We start from the raw sequence: 20,898 nt of genomic DNA on the forward strand, positions 1-20,898 counted from the left end.
ATTTCAATCTTATAAGTAGATGGAGAAAGGTTAAGACTTTTGTTGCTTATCTATATGCATATGCTATTGGTTATAGCTTTTTTAGAAAAAGTAAACTATGGAGGTAATTTCTCACCCGACGTATAAGAAAAATCTAATTCCTATTAAATTTTCAGATAGAGAAGATAGTCAGTACACAAGACAATCAGATATATTGGAAGAAAAACTATCTCTTGTAGATAGGTTTGGTTTAAGACTTGGATTTTTTAGATTCGACAAAGAAAATTTTATAAAAACAGTAAAACATTATGCCACCATTTACAACATTAACATAGATGAAAAATTGCTGATAGAAAAAGCATTAGCCTATGCAACAGAATATGGAACTTATAGCGGAAGAACAGCATTAAACTTTATAAAGAGTCTGTAGGGAGTTTGTAGATTGAATATTGAGTATAAATTCTTTCTCTCTTATGCTCTTGTACTGATTTCAATGTACATCATCTACAAAGAGAAGATAGGGTTAGAAAAAGATGTATTAATTAGCAGCATTAGAGCCTTTTTTCAACTTTTGATACTTGGCTATGCTTTAATATACATTCTAAAGCTTTCTAATCCGTTTAAGCTGACTTTAATATTATTTTTTATGATATTATTTGCAACATTTACAGCACAGAGGGCAGTTAAAATTTACGATGGTTATAAAATTGCGTTTTTATCAATATTTCTGTCTTCATTTATAATTATAGGAATCTTAGTTTTGTTTGGAGTTTTACAGCTAAAAGCCAATGAGATTGTTCCAATCGGTGGAATGATTATAGGCAATGCTCTGAATGCTTACACTCAAACAATAGAAAGATTTAGAAACGATGTTAAAAATAATTTAGATTTGATAGAAGCTTTTCTTGTTGTTGGTGCATCTTTAAAAGAAGCAGAAAAAATTCAGATTAGAAACTCTATTAAAGCAGCAATGATACCTATCTTAAACAATCTTAAAACTCTTGGCATCATATGGATACCGGGCATCACAGCGGGTATGGTATTAGCCGGAGCTGACCCGCTACATGCTGTATTTTTCCAGCTTGTAATTATGTATAGTATGCTAAGCGTTGCGGTTTTTACTTCTTATTTTGCAACAAATTTATCTTATAAAAAGATACTATGGTCATTGTGATTAATATACAACGAAGTAAATGATTTTCTCTTTTAAATAAGGTGGTAGAGTGAGACTCTGAGGCTGTTTCAAAAAGCACGTGCACCATTTTGCTCAGCTGCGAAATGACGATCTTAAGTTATAATATTTTCTAACTTTTTCCTATGTGGAGGATTTGATGAACACTCAAAAATCTAAGGAGCTTTTTCAAGAAGCACAAAAGTACTTGGTTGGTGGTGTAAATTCTCCTGTTAGAGCTTTTAAAGCTGTTGAAGCAGAACCGATTTTCATAAAAAAAGGAAAAGGGTGTAGAATTTGGGATGTTGATGACAATGAATATATAGATTATGTCTTATCTTGGGGACCGTTGATTTTAGGGCATGCTCACGACCAGGTTATAAACGCAATAAAGCAGATTTCTAACTATGGAACAAGCCTTGGAGCGCCAACTGAGCTTGAAGTAGAGATGGCTAAAGCTGTGATAGATGCTGTTAAATCTGTCGAGATGGTAAGATTTGTAAACTCCGGAACAGAAGCTACGATGAGTGCAATCAGACTTGCAAGAGGTTACACAAAAAGAAAGAAAATAATAAAATTTGACGGATGCTATCATGGACATGGAGATAGTTTATTAGTTTCTGCCGGTTCAGGCGTGACAACTCTTGGAATACCCGGAACTCCCGGAATACCGGAAGAATTGGCAAGTTTAACAATAGTTTTACCATACAATAATATAGAAGCCGTTGAAGAAGCATTTGAAAAATTTGGAGAGGATATTGCCTGTGTAATCATTGAGCCGGTAGCTGGAAATATGGGAGTTGTAGCTCCATCTAAAGAATACCATCAAAAACTGAGAGAGATTACAAGAAAATACGGGACTTTGCTTATTTTTGACGAAGTCATGACAGGATTTAGACTCTCATACGGTGGAGCTCAAGAACTTTACAATATAGACCCGGATTTAACCACTTTTGGAAAAGTAATAGGTGGTGGATTGCCTGTTGGTGCTTACGGTGGAAAAAGAGAAATCATGGAGTATGTAGCACCGGTTGGACCTGTATATCAAGCTGGAACTCTGTCTGGAAACCCATTAGCAATGGCAGCAGGTTTAACACAGCTCCAGCTTTTAAAACAACTAAATCCATACCAAGAGCTCGATGAAAAAGGAAGATTTTTAGAAGAAGGATTTAAAAAAATCTCCCAGGAAACAGGAGTCCCGGTTGTAGTTAACAGAGTTGGGTCTATGATAACCGTATTTTTCACAGATAGAGAAGTTGTAGATTTCGCGACGGCTAAAACCTCTGACACAAAAAAGTTTGCAAAATTCTTCCGTTGTATGCTTGAAAAAGGAATATACTTACCTGCATCACAATTTGAAGCCTTTTTCTTAAGCACAGCACATAGCCAAAGAGATTTAGAAGATACATTAAATAAAGCTTATGAATGCTTTAAGCAACTATCATGAAGTGTCCTAAATGCGGAAGTCTCAATGATAAGGTTTTAGAAACAAGACAATCTAAAGAAGGCGTTGTTATAAAAAGAAGAAGAGAATGTCTAAACTGTGGATACAGATTTACAACCTACGAAAGAATCGAAGAAGAGCATATAGAAGTTATCAAGAAAAATAACACAGTAGAACCATTTAATAAAGAAAAAATCATCAGAGGAATACTGCTTGCATCCAAAAACAGACCAATTACACAAGAGCAGATCAAGCAGATAGCAGACGACATAGAAAAATATCTTCTTGATGAAGGAAAATTAAAAGTTAGTTCTGCAGAAATCGGAGATTTGGTCAAGAATAAACTCAAAGAGTTAGACCCCGTGTCTTATCTCAGATTTGTATCTGTATTTGATGGATTTGAAGACATTAAAGATTTTGAAGAATTTATAAAAAGCTTTGAAAAAAAAGAATTTAGATACAAAAGATAATTCATGAATTGCTCATACAATGAATAAGTGAGAAAAAAAGAGCAGAAATTTTTTGCCGGCCGCAGGATGATAACGTTGATTTTTGAAACAGTTTCAAATTGAAATTGACTAAATTATCTGTAGCTATTTTATAATTTCTCTTTGATTTATTTTTGCCTCTTTAATATATTGACATTATATTAAAAGATACGTCGGGTGAGAAATTCATTAAAAGCATGAGATTCTTCGTTCAGAATGACGAATAGGGTTGCCCTAGTCAAGTATATGATTATCAAGTTTTCTTCGTCATCCTGAGGACGAAGTCCGAAGGATCTCTTTTTAAATTCTATAAAAACCGCTAATTTCTCACCCCAAGGTATATATTGACATTATATTAATAGATTAATAGATTAGAATTGTTTTCATAAAAGACATTTACTTGCTATTATGTTTTTGTTAAACAAGTTCTTTCCGTTATCCTAAGGATTTTAATGCTAATTGGTTTCAAGTTCCAATATTTAAGTTTTTTTGAGTTATAATTTTATGTAATATCGCTACGTTAAATTGTAAAAATTTTATATATACTTTAAGATTTTAACTTTGAGGGAAAATTAAATGATTTATCTAATATATAGCTTCTTAATAACAGGTTTTTTAACATTTCTTATTTTAAAACTAAATTCTAATAAGATAGGGTTAGACCATGATACAGGGGTTCAAAAGTTCCATTCTTGGAAGGCTATAAGGATTGGTGGTTTGCCAATATACATTTCTTTATGGTTAAGTGGGATTTTAGTTTATAGATTAAATACAGATATTGCAAACTATTATTTTAAGTTTTTAATAGCTTCTACTCCTGTATTTTTGGGCGGAATTTTAGAAGATTTTACAAGAAAGGTTGGTCCAAAAGAAAGGCTGATTGCTGCCTTTGTATCCGGAATATTGGTATACTTTTTAATAGACATGCATTTAACAAGAGTTGACTTACCAGGATTAGACTATTTACTCTCTGAATTTACTCTCTTTTCAGTCATTTTTACTGCTTTTGCTTTAGCTGGTGTTTCCAATGCTGTAAATATCATTGATGGTTTTAACGGGCTTGCTTCTGGCGTGGCTATAATCATATTTTCTGCATATGCTTATGTTTCTTATTTGGTTGGAGATGTTTTTCTTTTTAATGTATGCTTAACCATTATAGGTGCTTTAATTGGTTTTTTTGTGTGGAATTTTCCTTATGGCAAGATTTTTCTTGGAGATGGAGGAGCTTATCTAATTGGATTTTTAGCAGGACTAGTAGGTGTTATGCTTGTTGAAGGACATAAGGAAGTATCAGCATGGTTTCCGTTATTGCTATTAATGTATCCAATTTATGAAACAATTTTTTCAATGATTAGAAAAAAATATTTAAGAGGATCTTCTCCTTTCGAACCAGACCCAGTTCATTTTCATATGCTTATACATAAAAGAGTTGTTAGACCGGCTCTGTTTAATAAATATCAAGATATCATATTAAATTCACTCACGTCTCCTTATTTGTGGTTTTTAGAGCTTATATGTGCTATTCCTGCAGTTTTGTTTTATGATAATGTTATCTTTTTAGCTTTCTTTTCTGTTTTGTTTATGGTATTTTATACATGGCTGTATTTTAGGATAGTTAAATTTAAGGTGCCCAAAGTTATGCTTTATTTATTGAAGATTTTTAAATGGAATACTTAAGAAATACTTTCATTATTAAGGTCAAATCAGGAGTTTTTTAGCCTTTACTTTAACAACAATCTATCAAGAAATCCTCATCTTTCGCAATTTGATAATGAATTCTAAATCTACTTATAAAAAGAGAAGTTGGTTTTATAGTAATAATCATTGAATAACTATTGATTATAACCAAGTCAATAATAATAGTAAGGGTGGAATAGTCCGAATTTAAACCTGTGGAGCGTGTTCTGATGGATGATATATCTCTTACAAGACACCTAAAAAGATATTACACATTGAAGTAAGAAACTGCGCACTTCCATTAAGACGAGTAATTCACTCTAGCGTATTCTTGTTTCTTATAAATCTCGATCTATCAATAACGGCAATTCCCTAAACCTTTTCTTTATTCCATAATAGATATAGTTCCCCAAATAATAAATGCTATGCAGTAAATCCAAACGTTCTATACTTCTATAAATATTCCACATTGATTTAATAGATTTAAATTTATTACTTGAATACGAATTAGGCAAGACCCGATATTTAGCTAAGGGTTCATTTATACCGAAAGCATAATCAATCCTCTTAAGTATGCTTAACCATAAAACATAATCTTCATGCCCAACATTTTCCATAAAAACTTTGCCGAGTTTTTGAGCATCATAAATTCCTGTAAGATTTCCAATCCAATTTGTTTTTAATAAGTCTTTATAGCTAATTTTTTCTTTTATATTTCTAATTCCTTTTACAAAACCGTACTTATCAATTATGTAATAGGCTGAATAAACCAGAGAAAGATTATTCTCTCTCATAAATTTGACTTGCTTTTCCAATTTATAAGGCAGCCATACATCATCGCTGTCTAAAAAAGCAATATATCGTCCACTTGCAACCTCTATTCCTGTATTCCTTGCGATAGCAGGCCCGCTATTTTTAGGTAATCTAATTAGCTTAATGCGTTCGTCTTTTGCAACATATTCTTCAATTATATTTACAGAATTATCTGTTGAACAGTCATCAATAATCATTAATTCCCAAATAGGATATGTTTGAGAAATAACCGATTCAATAGCTTCCGAAATATATTTTGCTCTATTATAATTTGGCATAATGACTGATACCAAATCTTTTTTACTCATTTATCACCCTTTTTCAAATTCTCTGCTAACTTTTTAATAAATTCTAGTCGTTCCTTTCCATCTGGTAGCTTTTCAATGCAAAATAAAGAATAAAAAACAATTCCACTTGCACCAGCTTTGATAGCTAAATTTACCATTTGCTCTATTTCTGTTAGAGAAGGTGGACGACCTGTTATCTCATTTCTGTTATAAGAAGGATACTGATATTTGCCAAAAGTCTGAATCAAGGCTATTACTGGTTTTTTATAGGTTTCCACAGTTTCTTTGATCACTTTATAAACTTCTTCTGGTTGTTTTTCCGGTATAGGATATAATCCAACTATTAAATAGTCTGAAGTTTGACTAAAAACTTCAAGCAATTTGCCTCTACCTGGGGGATAATCGTTAACAAATATTTTTTGTTGATAGCGCTTAATATTTCAAACATGACTTTTATATATGATTAAGTTTTTACTTCCTATTGTAATCTGTACCATTATCAGCTAGATATAATGTTTTTAGGATAGGAACAAAAGCCAATTATGAAATCCTTATTAATTACATAAAAATTCTTAGTAACAAAAATCAGAGCAAACATCATTAAAAAAATTCTTTTTAGTGTCATATTCTACCTCCTATTTCTTTTGTTTTTCTTGAAGCTTTTCCTTTAACAGGATTCCTAATAATATTATACTTGATTTTTAAAATACCTATGGGTCAGAAATTCAAATGTAATATAAAATTCATTTGGTAATATAAAAAATAAAGCAAATTCAGTGTTTAAAGTTAAAAGAGAAGATATAGCTAAGAAGTTAGCTATTGCTTGGGCTATTATTTGGAATTTCTACATGATTTTAACTTATATATTTTGTTAATCTTGTCAGTCTTAATTTTGAGGAAAAGTTTTTTAATTTTTGGAAAGTCTCTACATGGTCTGTATAAGCTAAAAGAAACATGGGAAAATATAATATAAGAATTTAAAATCATAAAAATCGGGAGATAAAGATGAGAAAGAAAATAGGAACATCTACCTACATTCAGAGAATTAATACACTTGAAAGAAAGCTTTTAAAGCAAGTAAAAGAATTGGATGATGTTATGGAAAAACATCCAGAAATAATCTTTAGATTACAAGTTGTAGAATTTGCTTTAAAGCATTCAGTAAAGGTTGCAGTGGAAGCTTTTGGTGTATCAAAATCTACTATATACAGATGGATTAAAGAGTATGAAAGCAGTAATAACAATCCTTTATCTCTTAAAAATCATTATGTATCAAAAAAAGGAATGAAATTAGAAAAATTACAAAAAATAACAGAAAAACATAAACAGTTAGTTTTAGAAATAAGAAAAAAGCATCCTAAACTTGGAAAAGAAAAAATAAAGGTTTTACTTGATGAGCTTTGTAAGCAGCACAATATTCCTACGATATCTGTAAGTTCAATTGGAAATATAATAAAAATGCTTAAAGATGAAAATAAATTAAATCATGAGTACGCCAGGCAAAGAATCACAATTAACGGAAGAACCGGAAAGCTAATGGTGAAAGAAGATAAAAAGAAAACAAAGAAAGATAGATATAAAGACAAAAAACCAACAAAACCAGGAGAATTGGTACAAATAGATACTAAGCATGAATATGTAAATGGTAGAAAAGTTTATATCTTTGTAGCCAAAGATGTAAAAACAAGAATGTCCTTTACTTTTGCATATGACAGGCTAAATAGTAAAAATGCAAAAGACTTTTTAGAGAAATTAATAAACGTAATGCCATTTGAGATAAAAGGTATACAGACAGATAACGGAAGTGAATTCTTAGGTGAGTTTACCAAAGCATTAAAGAAAAAAGATATAAAACATTATTTTAACTATCCAAGATATCCAAAAGGACAAGCATATGTAGAGAGAATGAATAGGACATTACAGGATGAATTTATCATGTACTACGAAGATTACGAATTAGAAGATATTCATGAGTTTAATAAAAAGATGCTGCAATATATGTTATGGTATAACACAGAAAGACCTCATCATAGTTTAAACAAAAAATCACCTTTACAATACTTTTGTGATATTATAAATTCAAGAAAATCGGAATTTTCCCAAACCGGTATGACTTATACAATGGTCTTGACAAGTAAAGACATTTTCTGTTTTATATATACAACGACCCGATGTAAGATGGTATTTTTTCCATGTGTTTAATCAACTCTTTTTCTAAATAATAATATTCAAACTCCATACTGCGATAAAGAAAATCTCTATACTTATTACTAAAAGGGTAAAGTATATTGTTTATGAATTACCCAAAAATTCTAATTTTTCTTAAAAAATTGTTTCCACCAAATGCCCAAGTTGTATATTCTCCATAATATTCCTTTTCTTGTGAATTGTTCCTGTTTAATAAGTTTTTCATAATCACATTTTATTCTATTTACATCAATATACTCCTTCAAGAAATTTAATATAGACTCATCATTTAATAATTCTTTCTTAAATAATTCAGATAAATTTTCAAGAAATTCTTTTTGAGGAATTGCGAAACCTATTTTATCTTTTCTCATCTTAATCCCTTCTGGAAGTATACCGTCCATTGATAATCTTAACAACCATTTACTGTATCCGTTATGAATTTTATAAGAAGCTGGAAGATTCATCAGAAATTCTACAACTCTATAATCAAGAAAAGGTAATCTTGTCTCTATATTAAAAGCCATGGAGTTGCGGTCTTCATATCTCAATAGCTTTAATAATCCTGTCTTGATTTCATAAATTAAATTCTCATTTAAGGAAGATCTTGAATATTCTTTGCTTACAAAGTCTATCAAAATATCTTTTATATTCTTTGGAGGTGGTCTAAAATAATGTGTGTTTGCTGAAATAAGGTAGTTATATTGAATAGTCTTCGGTAAAAAGATAAAAAAAGTTCTTATTAGATAACTAATATTCAAGAAATCTTTATTCTTCAATAAGTCCAAAATTCTCCCTTGAGAAATATGGTTGGCAAAAAATAATGGAACGTGTTTATGAACATATCCTGCTAATAGTTCATCTCCACCTTGACCATCAAGGAGTACCTTTACATCGTGGCTTTGTGCAAGCTTCATTACACAGTACTGAGCATAAACTGAGAGTGATGTAAAAGGTTCTTCTTGATGATAAATTAAATCATTTAGGTCTTTCTTAAGCATGTCTGCATTAGGATAAGTAAAGTATCCTTCTATATTATCGCAATGTAATAATATCTCATCAACATACTTTTTTTCGCTAAGTTGAAAATTATGAAAATCCGCAGTAAAAGATTTAATTTTTTTACCTGTAACTTTTTGGTATTCTGGTTCTGTTTTTAATAAATAAGACATTATACAAATTATTGAAGAAGAGTCTAATCCTCCTGATAAGCTTGTACCCACAGATACGTCACTTCTTAATCTTAATCTTACTGCATCTTTAAATAAATTAAAAAATTCTTCACTATACTCTTTTGCTTTTTTATTATCATATTTTCCTAACTCTGGGTTAAATTTTATTTCATAATATTTATTTAATTCTATACTTTTTGTATCTATGTCAAATATTAAAAAATGGCCTGGTAAAAGTTGTTTTATTCCCTGAAAAAATGTTTGTTCTCCAAAATCATGGAGTCCAAAATATAAATATGGAATAATAGCTTCGCCATTTGGTACTGTATTAATAAATGGTAAATCAATCAATGCTTTTATCTCAGAAGCAAATGCAAAACTATCTCCATCAAAATAATAATAGAAAGGCTTTACGCCAAACCGATCTCTTGCACAAAATAAAACATTTTTTCTCTTATCCCATATACAGAATGCCCACATTCCATTAAATTTATTTAAACATTCATATCCCCATTTTAGGTAAGATGCAAGGATTATCTCTGTATCTGTATTAGTTTTAAATTTATAGCCATCTCTTTCTAATTCTTTTCTTAACTCCTTATAGTTATAAATTTCACCATTATACACAATCCATAGATTATCACCATTGTATTCCATTGGTTGATGTCCAGCGGGAGAAAGATCAATAATAGAAAGACGTCTATGACCAAGGAATAAAAATGGTTTAAAATTGGAAATTTCTTCAATCGGTATAAATTGCTGTTTTAAAGGTTCTACAGTATCAGAACCACTACATTGTAAAATATCTTTCCCATTATATAAAAGATAACCTTCATCGTCTGGCCCACGATGTTTAAGTTTATTTAAAGCATTCTTAAAAATATTTGATGTTAATCCTTTATTGGAAACTATTCCTATTATTCCACACACTTTTTATAGACCTCCAATAGTTTTTCACTTTCTTTTTCCCAATTGTATTTTTCTAAAACCGCCTTTCTTCCATTTTTTCCCATCTCTCTGGCTTCATCGGGATGAGTCATCAAGTATTCAACTGCTTTAGCTATTTCTTCTGGTTTAGCTGGATCAACGCAAATACCACAGTTATTTTTTTCAACTATTTCTTTCCATAAAGAAAAATTTGATGCAACTACAGGTAAGGATGCTGACATGTATTCAAAGAGTTTATTTGGCATTGCGTTAATATGGTTAGGTTCTGGTAGGAAAGTAACTATACCAGCATTAACACTTGTTAAGATTTCTCTAACTTTTTCTCTACGTGCATAACCATAATACTTAACTTTCTTCCATCCCATTAATTGCATTACCTCCTTTTTTAAATCTTCACTTTCGAATTCGCCAGCTAGATACAAAGTCACATCAACGTATTCTAATGATTTAATGAGTTCTACAATACCTCTTATTTTGGTTATATTGCCAATATAACAAACAGCATTTTCTTTGTTATTTTTCAAATCTATAGAATAAAACTCATTTAACAGAGGGAAATTATTAATATCAATAGTATTTGGATTTAGCTTTTTAAATCTGTTCCTTATATAAGGTGTAGCAGTTATTATGTAATCAAACTTTTTTGCAGCATAATTTTCGTAGATTTCAATAATTTTTGAAAGCAATAGTTTTGAAAATTTATTTAAATAAGACTTACTTAATATATCTCTTGGTACGTCTTCATGAACATCATAAATAACTTTTTTACCAAGTTTTTTTAACTTTATTCCAATAGGTATAAGTTCTGGATCATGAAAATGATAAATTTCAGCATTAATTTCTAAAGCTTTTTTAAAAACCTTTTTTGTTGTCTTAAGCATCCTTTCTTTTCTATTTATTGGTTTTCCGACATCATAGATTTTAATTCTGTCGATAACTTCATCTCCCTTACCATCTGCAACTATTAAGTTAGTATCAAAACCAGCATCGGAAAGAGTTTTACACTCTTTAAGAAATATTCTTGTATCATATCTATAGTGAACTGAAGTAAGATGACAGATTTTAGTTATTTTCATTTTCCATAGCTCCCTTATCCGGTTTTAACATTGTAAGCATTATCATGTATACAAACAATCCGTTAGATAAAAATACTGTTTTTAGATCTATAGAAAGAAGCAAAGAAATTATAAACGGTGAAAAACTAATTATTATAAAATTTTTATTCAGTATTTTTGCTTTATAATCAAGAAATTTAAATATAAACCCTATAACTATTGCATAAATCATCATTCCAAAAAAACCCGCATGAGCGTAACCAGAACCTATCCAGCCTGTATTAGCAATTATTTTTGGGTCGTTAAAATATGCATTACCTATAACCATTGGTAATGGTAAAGAATATGGATAATCGATGATTTTACCTATTAACAGCCATTTACTATCAGTCCAGAATGTTTTAGGATTTTGTGAGAAAAAATCGTAATAAAAAAAATTTAATTGGGCAGGAACAAATAAGAATCTATTTATTATTAATGCCTTTGCCCAAACTTCTAACCAAAGATAATCAATAAAAACAGCAAATGCAATTAATAAGATTAATCCTGTTATAATTCTTTGAATAGGAAACCTGCTTTTTAATATCAAAAATACACCAAGGATAAAAAATGGTAAAAAGAGATATTGTTTGTGGGATGTAAAGGCAAAATTCAAAACAAAAAATACCAGAGCTATTATAAGCAAAAATATTTTTTTATACACTAAAGAATATGTATATAGAAAGCTTAATAAAATTGGAAAAATTGAATGGATCAAATATGCCATCCATCCTTCTTCCATTTCAATTAATAGAAATCTATACATATACACTTTTGTAATGTCAAGATTAAAATATTGTTTATGAGTTACTATTAAAATAATTAGAAAAGCAAAAGATAGTAAAAAAATTATTCTAATTAACCATTTCATGTTGATTTTAATAATCCTTATAATCCTTATATCTCTAAATGGAAGTCTAATGCTAACTAAAGCATAAATTATAAGAAAACAAAAAATTGTCATAAACATGTAGTAAGAGCTAAGATTTTCGGCAGAATATAATACTAACATAAACAATATAGGAAAAATGAAATGAATATGAAGGAGAAAATCGGATACTTTCTTAATTTTTGAAGGTAAAATAAGACTGATAAAAATTATAACGAAAATTGAAGTGAGCATTTTGCCATAATTCATATATAAATTATATCCTTCATAAGAATATACAGGGCATATAAAATTTGTAAAAACATATAGCGAAAAACTGTAGAGTCCTATATACAAAAGAGAATTAATAAATTTTAAATTCATCCTTATTTAATAACCTCTTTACTTCTATTAAAGTTAAAATACCAAGTAAAATAATAGAAATAACAAAATTTATCACAAAAAATATGTAGCTCTTTTTTAATAAAATCATTACAAAGGAAGTTGATAAAAAAAATACAAGACTTATAAAGATATTTTTTGTGTTTATTGCTTCAACATAATACGCATCAATAATGCTTCTTATTATTACATATATAGTATAGCCTACACTTGCAATAATGATTATTCTTGTAATTATTAAAAGATCAGAATTTAGAGTGCCTAAATAAATTAGAATTATTTCATCTGCAAATATTTCAAAAAAAACAATTCCTAAAACTGTTAATATAAAAGTTATTTTTAAGATTTTTATTATATAGGTTTTTAAAATTTTAAAATCATTATTGGCTACTAATCGACTTGCTTTCGGTAAAAGTATTAGATCCAAAGGTTTAAAACCAGCTCCAATAATACTTAGCAGGGATGTTCCAAATGCTACATATCCAGCAACAGTAACTCCTGATACATGAGCAACAATAGTTGAAGGTATTGAGAATAATCCAGACAATCCAAAATCACCAGGAGCCCGTCGGGTTCCATAAACCATTAATTCCTTTATGTTTGTATATATTTCATTTCTCTCAAATGTAATGCTTTTCGCAATGCTTGCCAAAAAAATAAAAGATACCAAAATTACAGTCAAACCATTTAGTAAAATTATTTCTTTTAAATTATCTGTTAAAAAGAAGGCCAAAAGCGGAACTATTCCTATATTTATGAGTTGTAGAAAATTGGCTTTAATCATTGATAAATTTCCTAAAAAATAAATATAACAGAGAGAATGAAATATTAAACCTATTAACATAATATTAATTGGAAATATAAGATAATAATATTTACTATCTCCAAAAAGCAAAAATGCAACATTTTTCGGAAAAAGATTTATTAATAAAGAAAAAATCAATACAACAAAAAAAAGAATTGTAAAACCGGCAATAAAATAGGTATTTGCTTTTCTAAAATTAGGATAAGAATATCCAATATACCTTGGAATTGCAACACCCATTCCTAAAATTAAAGCGGACCATAGGAAGGAGATTATCCTTCTAACTAAAACATATTCTGAAAAACCTTCGTTTCCTAAAATATCAACTGCTAATTTATAAACCAATAAGCCACTTCCTATAGTTGTAATTTCAGTTATAAAAGTGAGGATATAATCTTTTCTCATACTTTAATTTTCCTAAAATTTTTTAATTATCTCATACATTTTCTTAGCTGAAAAATCATTATCAAAATCCACATCAGTACCGAACTTTAAATCTCTTACCGCTTCTAATATTTTTTCAACATTACTACCAACCAATCTATTCCAACCAAGATTGACAGTCTCTATCCACTCAGTTTCATCTCTTAAAGTAATGCATGGAACTTTTAACCAAAACGCTTCTTTTTGAACCCCGCCAGAATCTGTTAATATTGCTTTAGCATTCTTTTCTAATTTTAACATATCAAGATAGCCAACAGGGTCTATTACTTTGACATTATTATTTTCAAGCAAATCATCTAGTCCATAATAGTTTATCATTTTTCTTGTCCTTGGATGGATAGGAAATACAACCATCTCATCCAGCTTGGAAAATGCAGTTAAAATATTTTTAAGTCTTTCATAATTATCCGTATTTTCAGCTCTATGGATAGTGGCAAGATAATATTCTTTTGGTTTTATATTTAACCTTTCCAAAATATTACTCTTTATATCGCTAATTTTAGAAAAATGTAGTAAAGCGTCAAACATTACATCACCAACAAGATAAACACCATTCGTAATTCCTTCATTTTTTAAATTCTCTACTGCAGTTTGAGTTGGACAAAAAAGAATATCTGAAACATGGTCAGTCAAAACTCTGTTTATCTCCTCAGGCATTCTTTTATTAAAGCTTCTTAATCCAGCCTCCACATGAGCTAATTTTACATGCAATTTGGATGCTGCTAACGCACCAGCCAAAGTAGAGTTTGTATCTCCATAAACAATGACCAAATCTGGATTTTCTTTTAATATAATTTTTTCTATTTCAACTAACATTCTTCCAGTTTGTTCTCCATGACTGCCTGAACCGATGCCAAGATTATAGTCTGGCTCAGGTATTTCAAGCTCTTTAAAAAACAAGTCATTCATGTTTTCGTCATAATGCTGACCAGTATGAACTATAATCTCATTTATCCCATTTTCTCTTAGGATCTTTGATAATGGTGCAAGCTTTATAAACTGTGGTCTTGCTCCTACTACTGTTAAAATTTTCATTTATCAAAACCTCTCACATCTCCCTTAGTTTCTCAATAACGTTATAAATAATCTTTTCATCGTATAATGGCTCAATAGGTAAACTCAAAACATTCTTAGCTGCATACTCGCTGTTTTGTAAACTTCCATAAACCTTCATACCATTGTTTATAAACACCTTCATTTTATGAAGTGGATAAGGATAATAAACCATGGTTGATATGCCTTGTTGCTTAAGTCTTTCTTGAATCTCTTCTCGGTTTTTACCTGTTAATAAAATTGTGTATTGATGGAATACATGATATGCTTTTTCTTTTTCAATCGGAGTTTTTAACCATTTTATTTCTTTTAAACCTTCTGTATATATTTTTGCTATCTTTCTTCTTTTCTCATTAAAATCATCTATGATATCAAATTTAGCTAAAATTATCGCAGCTTGAAGAGTATCAAGTCTTGCGTTGTATCCTATATGGTCAACGTTATATTTATCTTTACCACCATGTTTTATAAGCATTCTAATTATTTCAGCAAGCTCATCATCGTTAGTAGAAACCATACCACCATCGCCAAATCCACCAAGGTTCTTTGAAGGGAAAAAGCTAAAGCATCCTGTTGTTCCGATAGATCCGAGCTTTTTATTATCCCACATTCCGCCAAATGCTTGTGCCACATCTTCAACTACAAAAAGATTATACTCTTTTGCTATTTGCATGATTTCATCCATATTAGCCGGATGACCATAAAGATGTACGGGTATAATTCCTGCAACGTTTTTACTTGTTCTTAAATATTCTTTTATTTTCTCTGTATCTATAGTGTAAGTATCTAAATCAATATCGATAAATACTGGCGTTGCGCCAGCTCTTAAAATTGCGTCTCCAGTTGCTGTAAATGTAAAAGGTGTTGTTATGATTTCATCAGTTTTATCAAAATACTCTTTCCCTTTTAATTTGATGGCTAATGCCCTTAGTGATAAAACCAAAGCATCTGTGCCAGAAGAACACCCTATGCAATGCTTTACCCCAAGATATCTTGCAGCTTTCTCTTCAAGTTGTTTTACTTCAGGACCAAGAATAAAATTAGATTCCTTTATTACTTTATCCATATTTTTTTCTATTTTATGATAGATATACAAAGTTTCCCGAGTTAGGTCAAGCATACTGATTTTTTGATTTTCAGTACTGTTTGAAATAAAAGAAATAAAATCTTTTGGATGAACTCCTTTATCTTTAACAGTTTCTAAAAATTTTTCATCTCTTGTTAAGACATATAAATCAAAAGTTTCTGCCGTCAATCTTATAAGCTCATCTTCTATATCAAAGTCTGAATACCATTTGTCTATAATATCATAAGATGGTGTTTTTAAAACTCTAACATTATGAGTTTCTACAAACTTTCTTAAGATAACATTAACATTTACGTTTATATTTGCACCCTTTAAATGTTTAGAAAAAATAAATTTTAGGTTATGAAGTTGTGATGAAGATAGATAAATTGGTATTTTGTAATCTGATACATATTTTTCAATTTCAAAAATATAAGGATTATCTTTTGTTCTTAATAAAAGTAAATCTAAGATTACATTGTTATCCCATATTATTTTATAATCCATATTTTTCCTTTAAGCTTATTTCTAACATCTCATCATCAGAAAAATTAGAAATATTATCTTTGCCCTTGTAAATTTTATACAAAAAATCAATAAATTCTGTTTTTAAAGGTTCTTCGTAAACTTCTACTGTTATTTCTTTTTTGTCTTTTAAGTGGTCAGTTAAGGGTATCAAAAAACCATCTTTAACTCTGATTGCTTTTAATTTCATAGAGCATCACCTCTTTTATATCTTTTCATTGATTGGATAAAAGTCTTTTTTGTCATAAAAATATATACTTCCGCAGTATTCACAAGATAGTTTACTATCTTCTAAAACTTTCCCTTTTACGACACCTTTATTAACTAAAACTGTTCCACACTTACAAACATAGCCCATCAACCTTCCTGGATTTCCATAAACCAATCCATAATCTGGAACATCTTTTGTAATTACAGACCCAGCACCTATTAAAGCATATTTTCCAATAGTTGTTCCGCATACAATGGTTGCATTTGCTCCAATGGTCGCACCTTTTTTTACTAAGGTTTTTTTAAATTCTTGCTTTCTTTCTATGAAAGCTCTCGGATTAACCACATTAGTAAAAACACAGGATGGTCCACAAAACACATCATCTTCTAATTCAACACCTTTGTAAATAGAAACATTATTTTGAATTTTACATCTATTTCCAATAGAAACGTCCGGACCTATCATAACATTTTGACCTATTATGCAATTTTCGCCAATTTTACTCCCTTTTAGTATATGTGAAAAATGCCAAATCTTTGTTCCACTACCTATTTCTACACCTTCATCAACATATGAAGACGGATGTATAAATACTTCCATACGCTAACTCCTAACCTTTTTACAAAATGGATGGTAATCCCCTTTTAAGCCTATGGGTGTTGCATTCCTAATGTCAGAAACAATCACTATTGAATTTTTAGCATCATCAAGTCCGAAACCACCTTTATTTAAGATATCTTCGTACGATTTAGTATGCAATTCAGTAAAACCTTCGCTAAACTCAAACTCTTCACCATTTACAGTTATGCTTCTAAACGTTCTTTTTCCAAGTGCTTTAACATTATCTGGAATATATTCATAATTTACAGATAAAAACCATCTTACCCTTGCATTTTTTAATTTTAAATATCCTGCATTAACATCAGGCTGTTTAATGTGAACTATATTTTCTTCAACTGGACCAAAAATCCAAGATAGCATATCAAAAAAGTGTATACCAATATTTGTAGCTAACCCCCCGCTTTTTTTCTCATCCCCTTTCCAGGATACAAAAAACCATCTTCCCCTGCTTGTTAGATAAACTAAATCTATATCATACACTTTATTTGGATTTTCCTGTAGTTCCTTCTCTATTTTTTGTTTCAAAGCCAAAATTGATTCATGAAGTCTTAACTGCAGTATCGTATAAACCTTTCTACCGGTTTCATTTTCTATTTTTTTAAGATGGTCTATTTGTTCTGGATATAAAACTAAAGGTTTTTCACAAATTGCGTCAGCGTCGTTTAACAGCGCAAACTTTATATGCGGTTCATGGAGATAATTTGGTGTTGCGATACTAACGTAATCAATCTTTTCTTGGTTTTTGTTAAACTCGTTTATAAAGTTAAAGAAAAGTTCAAATTCTGTAAAAAAATACGCATTTGGAAAATAGCTATCTATTATTCCAATACCATCATAAGGGTCGTATGCGGCTACTAATTCATTATTGGTTTCTTTAATGGCTTTCATATGTCTTGGTGCAATATAGCCACTTGCTCCCATCAATACAAAATTTTTTTTCATTTTTTCCTCCAATTATGCTTTTATAACCTTAGGGTCTTTTGCTTTAATAAGATTTCTGGTGTCAATAATTAGATTAGCATTTTTTAAAATGAATTCAGGGTCATAAACTGAATGGTCTGTAACTATCACTAAAGCATCATACGATTTCAAGTTTTCTTCTGTTAATTCAACAGAATGCATTTTTAAGCTGTACTTTCTCAATGGCGGTATTTCTGGGATATATGGATCATTATAGTCAACTATGGCTCCTTTATCTTGAAGTAAGGTTATTATTTTAAGTGAAGGAGATTCTCTTAGGTCATCTACATCTTTTTTATAAGCTGCACCAAGAATAAGTATCTTAGCTCCTTTAATTGATTTTCCAATATTATTTAAAGCTTCCATTGTTTTGTTAACTACATAGTAAGGCATACTTGTGTTTATTTCTCCCGCAAGTTCTATAAATCTTGTATGAAATTCGTATTCTTTGGCTTTCCATGTTAGATAAAATGGGTCTACAGGGATACAATGACCGCCTAAACCTGGTCCTGGATAAAAGGCTTGAAATCCAAATGGTTTTGTCTTAGCAGCTTCAATAACTTCCCATATGTCTATTCCCATTCTATCAAATAACAACTTTAATTCATTGACAAGTGCTATATTTACAGCTCTATATGTATTTTCTAATATTTTTGCCGCTTCTGCAACTTTTGTTGAAGATACAGGTACCACCTTTTGGGTTATATTACTGTAAAGTTCGGTTGCAACTTCTAAACATTTTGGAGAATATCCACCTACAACTTTAGGAATTCTTGATATATCAAATTCTTTGTTCCCTGGGTCTTCTCTCTCCGGAGAAAAAGCAAGGTAAAAATCTTCTCCTGCTTTAAGCCCGGATTTTTCCAATATGGCTTTCAGGTCCTCATCAGTGGTGCCAGGATATGTTGTTGATTCAAGAACGACAAGCTGTCCTTTTTTTAGATATTTTGCTATAGTTTCTCCTGTACTAAATACATACGTCATATCCGGTTCATGGTATTTGTTTAACGGTGTTGGAACGCAGATAATTATCGCATCAACTTCTGATAGTTTTGAGAAATCAGATGTTGGATAAAAATTTTGAGAAACTCTTTTTATATTTGAACTGTCTATATGTTTTATGTAACTTTCTCCAGCTTTCAATTTTTCAATTTTACTTTCATCTATATCAAATCCATAAACCTTAAAGCCAACTTCGCCAAATCTAATGGCAAGTGGTAATCCCACATAACCCATCCCTATAATACCAACTTTTGCTTCTTTCTTCTGAATTTTCTCCTTTAATTCTAAATGATTACTCATTTCTCCTCCCTGAAATTTATAAATTTTTATACTTTAATTAACCTTTCTACTTTTAATAGCCTCTCTAACAAGTGCAACAAATATACCTAAGAATATTCCTGTTATGAATCCTATTAATGTATAAAGTAATGGTTTTGGTCTGACTGGTTCTGAAGATGTCTGAATTTCAGTTGCTAAAATTACAAACTTTGGGTCTTGCAACCATTTTTGAATTTGCTCTTTTTCTGTTAATAAATCAGCAAATTTAGAAGGATCATAGATTATATCATTCCTTGAGTTAGTCTCAGAAATAGTTTGATTTATAGAATTTACTCTGATTGTATATTTTTTATTAAGCTCTTCTATTTTTTGCGTGAATAATTTTTTATTAATTATCTCTAAGATTTTCTCAAGATTTTCTTTAGCCATCTGTGGAGATGCACCTTCTACTTCTATCTTAGCCATATTTTGAGAGTTTTTTACAGGAAAAACTTTAATATTTTTTAGTATATCTTTCAAAGTGTCATCTTTTTTATAAACTTTAATACTTTCCTGAATTTCTGATATATCAATAACTTTTGAACCTTGAATTATTGGAACCTCAACCATAGCTTCTGCTTTATAAGCCTTTGGCATAAATATTGAAACTAAAATAGCTAATACAGTAGTTAATGCAGTAATTCCAAGTATTGTCCATCTTTGTTCATAGAGTTTCTGAAACAGTTCAAATAAATCAATTTCATCACTACATGCATTGTTTTGCTCCATTTTCAACCTCTCAAAGTATTTTTTAATTATTATTTTATCATAAACATGTTGTCTTATATCAAATCATTTGGTGTCTTTCTGCCAAGATATGTTTTATCAAAGTCAGAATCAAAGCTTACAATGGTTAAACCAAACTTTTCTGCCACTATATACTGATAAGCATCGTAAAAATCAAAATTGAGCTTTTTCAGTCATCCATTCTAAGGCTTTATGCTGTAATTCAACAGAAGTATATTTATCTTTAAATTCAGATAGCCCGCATGCCCATGAAAGAGTTGGTTTTTTCTTTTCTGCTTCCTCTCTTTTTCTTTTTTCTAACAAAAATAATGTAAAATCTTCAACTTCTTTTCTTAAATCTTCTGGCAATTCTTTTATAATAACCTCTAATTTTTTAGCCTCTTGCATGATTTTTACCTCTGATTTTAAATATACTTTCTGTTCATTTTATATCTTTAAATAAAAAATTTCAATAAAAGGGCAAGGACGAGATTCTTCGCTTCGCTCAGAATGTTCTATGTTAAATGTCAAGTACAAAAATTTTCATCAAATGGTTTTCTATTCCTTAATACACCATATGCCTGCCTTAATAACTTATGTGCTACAGCCACTAATGCTAACTTTTTAGCTTTACCTT

Annotated in this window: 20 protein-coding genes and 2 pseudogenes; 7 read left to right on the forward strand and 15 right to left on the reverse strand. The window is 30.0% G+C overall.

Going from position 1 to position 20,898, the window contains the following annotated elements; all coding sequences use genetic code 11:
* Positions 1-97 precede the first annotated feature (97 nt).
* The 5 genes from Q0929_RS06250 (at position 98) to Q0929_RS06270 (ending at position 4,759) form a co-directional block, all read left to right on the forward strand.
* Complete coding sequence (locus Q0929_RS06250; protein ID WP_299238940.1) at positions 98-409, forward strand: DUF815 domain-containing protein; 312 nt, start codon at positions 98-100, stop codon at positions 407-409.
* Positions 410-421: 12 nt separating this feature from the next.
* Positions 422-1,153 carry an iron export ABC transporter permease subunit FetB gene (fetB, locus tag Q0929_RS06255; RefSeq protein WP_299238942.1) on the forward strand — a complete coding sequence of 244 codons (732 nt, stop codon included), beginning with the start codon at positions 422-424 and terminating at the stop codon, positions 1,151-1,153.
* A gap of 157 nt (positions 1,154-1,310) precedes the next feature.
* Positions 1,311-2,597 carry a glutamate-1-semialdehyde 2,1-aminomutase gene (hemL, locus tag Q0929_RS06260; RefSeq protein ID WP_299238944.1) on the forward strand — a complete coding sequence of 429 codons (1,287 nt, stop codon included), beginning with the start codon at positions 1,311-1,313 and terminating at the stop codon, positions 2,595-2,597.
* On the forward strand, positions 2,594-3,064 hold the full coding sequence (gene nrdR / locus Q0929_RS06265) for a transcriptional regulator NrdR (protein ID WP_299238946.1): 471 nt from the start codon (positions 2,594-2,596) through the stop codon (positions 3,062-3,064). Before hemL ends, nrdR begins: the two co-directional genes overlap by 4 nt.
* A 594-nt stretch (positions 3,065-3,658) precedes the next feature.
* Positions 3,659-4,759, forward strand: a complete 1,101-nt coding sequence (locus tag Q0929_RS06270; RefSeq protein ID WP_299238947.1) for a glycosyltransferase — start codon at positions 3,659-3,661, stop codon at positions 4,757-4,759.
* A gap of 338 nt (positions 4,760-5,097) precedes the next feature.
* On the opposite strand, the gene Q0929_RS06275 is transcribed toward Q0929_RS06270, so the two are convergent.
* Both Q0929_RS06275 and Q0929_RS06280 read right to left on the reverse strand, forming a co-directional pair.
* Positions 5,098-5,880, reverse strand: a complete 783-nt coding sequence (locus Q0929_RS06275) for a glycosyltransferase family 2 protein (protein ID WP_299238949.1) — start codon at positions 5,878-5,880, stop codon at positions 5,098-5,100.
* Positions 5,877-6,239: a hypothetical protein gene (locus tag Q0929_RS06280; RefSeq protein ID WP_299238951.1), complete on the reverse strand. Its 363-nt coding sequence runs from the start codon at positions 6,237-6,239 to the stop codon at positions 5,877-5,879. The genes Q0929_RS06275 and Q0929_RS06280 overlap by 4 nt, the downstream gene beginning before the upstream one ends.
* A gap of 366 nt (positions 6,240-6,605) precedes the next feature.
* Here Q0929_RS06280 and Q0929_RS06285 point away from each other — a divergent pair.
* Positions 6,606-6,766: pseudogene (locus tag Q0929_RS06285) on the forward strand (IS5/IS1182 family transposase); the annotation flags it as partial.
* Between the two features lie 98 nt (positions 6,767-6,864).
* On the forward strand, positions 6,865-8,061 hold the full coding sequence (locus Q0929_RS06290; protein ID WP_299238952.1) for a DDE-type integrase/transposase/recombinase: 1,197 nt from the start codon (positions 6,865-6,867) through the stop codon (positions 8,059-8,061).
* Positions 8,062-8,171: 110 nt separating this feature from the next.
* Here Q0929_RS06290 and asnB read toward each other — a convergent pair whose 3' ends face one another.
* The 13 genes and pseudogenes from asnB to Q0929_RS08975 form a co-directional block, all read right to left on the reverse strand.
* A complete protein-coding gene (gene asnB, locus Q0929_RS06295; protein WP_299238954.1) occupies positions 8,172-10,148 on the reverse strand; it encodes an asparagine synthase (glutamine-hydrolyzing) in 1,977 nt (658 codons plus the stop codon).
* Positions 10,136-11,242 carry a glycosyltransferase family 4 protein gene (locus Q0929_RS06300; RefSeq protein WP_299238956.1) on the reverse strand — a complete coding sequence of 369 codons (1,107 nt, stop codon included), beginning with the start codon at positions 11,240-11,242 and terminating at the stop codon, positions 10,136-10,138. The genes asnB and Q0929_RS06300 overlap by 13 nt, the downstream gene beginning before the upstream one ends.
* On the reverse strand, positions 11,229-11,987 hold the full coding sequence (locus Q0929_RS06305; RefSeq protein WP_299238958.1) for a hypothetical protein: 759 nt from the start codon (positions 11,985-11,987) through the stop codon (positions 11,229-11,231). Before Q0929_RS06305 ends, Q0929_RS06300 begins: the two co-directional genes overlap by 14 nt.
* 505 nt (positions 11,988-12,492) lie before the next feature.
* The gene (locus tag Q0929_RS06310) at positions 12,493-13,740 is read right to left on the reverse strand and encodes a hypothetical protein (RefSeq protein WP_299238960.1); all 1,248 of its coding nucleotides are present in this window, start codon (positions 13,738-13,740) and stop codon (positions 12,493-12,495) included.
* A gap of 12 nt (positions 13,741-13,752) precedes the next feature.
* Entirely contained in the window at positions 13,753-14,814 is a 1,062-nt protein-coding gene (wecB, locus tag Q0929_RS06315; protein ID WP_299238962.1) for a UDP-N-acetylglucosamine 2-epimerase (non-hydrolyzing), read from the reverse strand.
* Positions 14,815-14,827: 13 nt separating this feature from the next.
* On the reverse strand, positions 14,828-16,405 hold the full coding sequence (locus tag Q0929_RS06320) for a DegT/DnrJ/EryC1/StrS family aminotransferase (RefSeq protein WP_299238964.1): 1,578 nt from the start codon (positions 16,403-16,405) through the stop codon (positions 14,828-14,830).
* Positions 16,395-16,613, reverse strand: a complete 219-nt coding sequence (locus Q0929_RS06325; protein ID WP_299238966.1) for a hypothetical protein — start codon at positions 16,611-16,613, stop codon at positions 16,395-16,397. The genes Q0929_RS06320 and Q0929_RS06325 overlap by 11 nt, the downstream gene beginning before the upstream one ends.
* A 15-nt stretch (positions 16,614-16,628) precedes the next feature.
* Entirely contained in the window at positions 16,629-17,234 is a 606-nt protein-coding gene (locus Q0929_RS06330) for an acyltransferase (protein ID WP_299238968.1), read from the reverse strand.
* A 3-nt stretch (positions 17,235-17,237) separates the two neighbouring features.
* Entirely contained in the window at positions 17,238-18,197 is a 960-nt protein-coding gene (locus Q0929_RS06335) for a Gfo/Idh/MocA family oxidoreductase (protein ID WP_299238970.1), read from the reverse strand.
* 12 nt (positions 18,198-18,209) lie between these two features.
* Positions 18,210-19,517 carry a nucleotide sugar dehydrogenase gene (locus tag Q0929_RS06340; protein ID WP_299238972.1) on the reverse strand — a complete coding sequence of 436 codons (1,308 nt, stop codon included), beginning with the start codon at positions 19,515-19,517 and terminating at the stop codon, positions 18,210-18,212.
* A gap of 33 nt (positions 19,518-19,550) precedes the next feature.
* The gene (locus tag Q0929_RS06345) at positions 19,551-20,264 is read right to left on the reverse strand and encodes a Wzz/FepE/Etk N-terminal domain-containing protein (protein ID WP_299238974.1); all 714 of its coding nucleotides are present in this window, start codon (positions 20,262-20,264) and stop codon (positions 19,551-19,553) included.
* Positions 20,265-20,435: 171 nt separating this feature from the next.
* The gene (locus Q0929_RS06350; RefSeq protein WP_299238976.1) at positions 20,436-20,669 is read right to left on the reverse strand and encodes a DUF2281 domain-containing protein; all 234 of its coding nucleotides are present in this window, start codon (positions 20,667-20,669) and stop codon (positions 20,436-20,438) included.
* Between the two features lie 119 nt (positions 20,670-20,788).
* Positions 20,789-20,898: pseudogene (locus tag Q0929_RS08975) on the reverse strand (IS110 family transposase); the annotation flags it as partial.

The organism is Sulfurihydrogenibium sp. (assembly GCF_028276765.1).
Classification (GTDB): Bacteria; Aquificota; Aquificia; order Aquificales; family Hydrogenothermaceae; genus Sulfurihydrogenibium.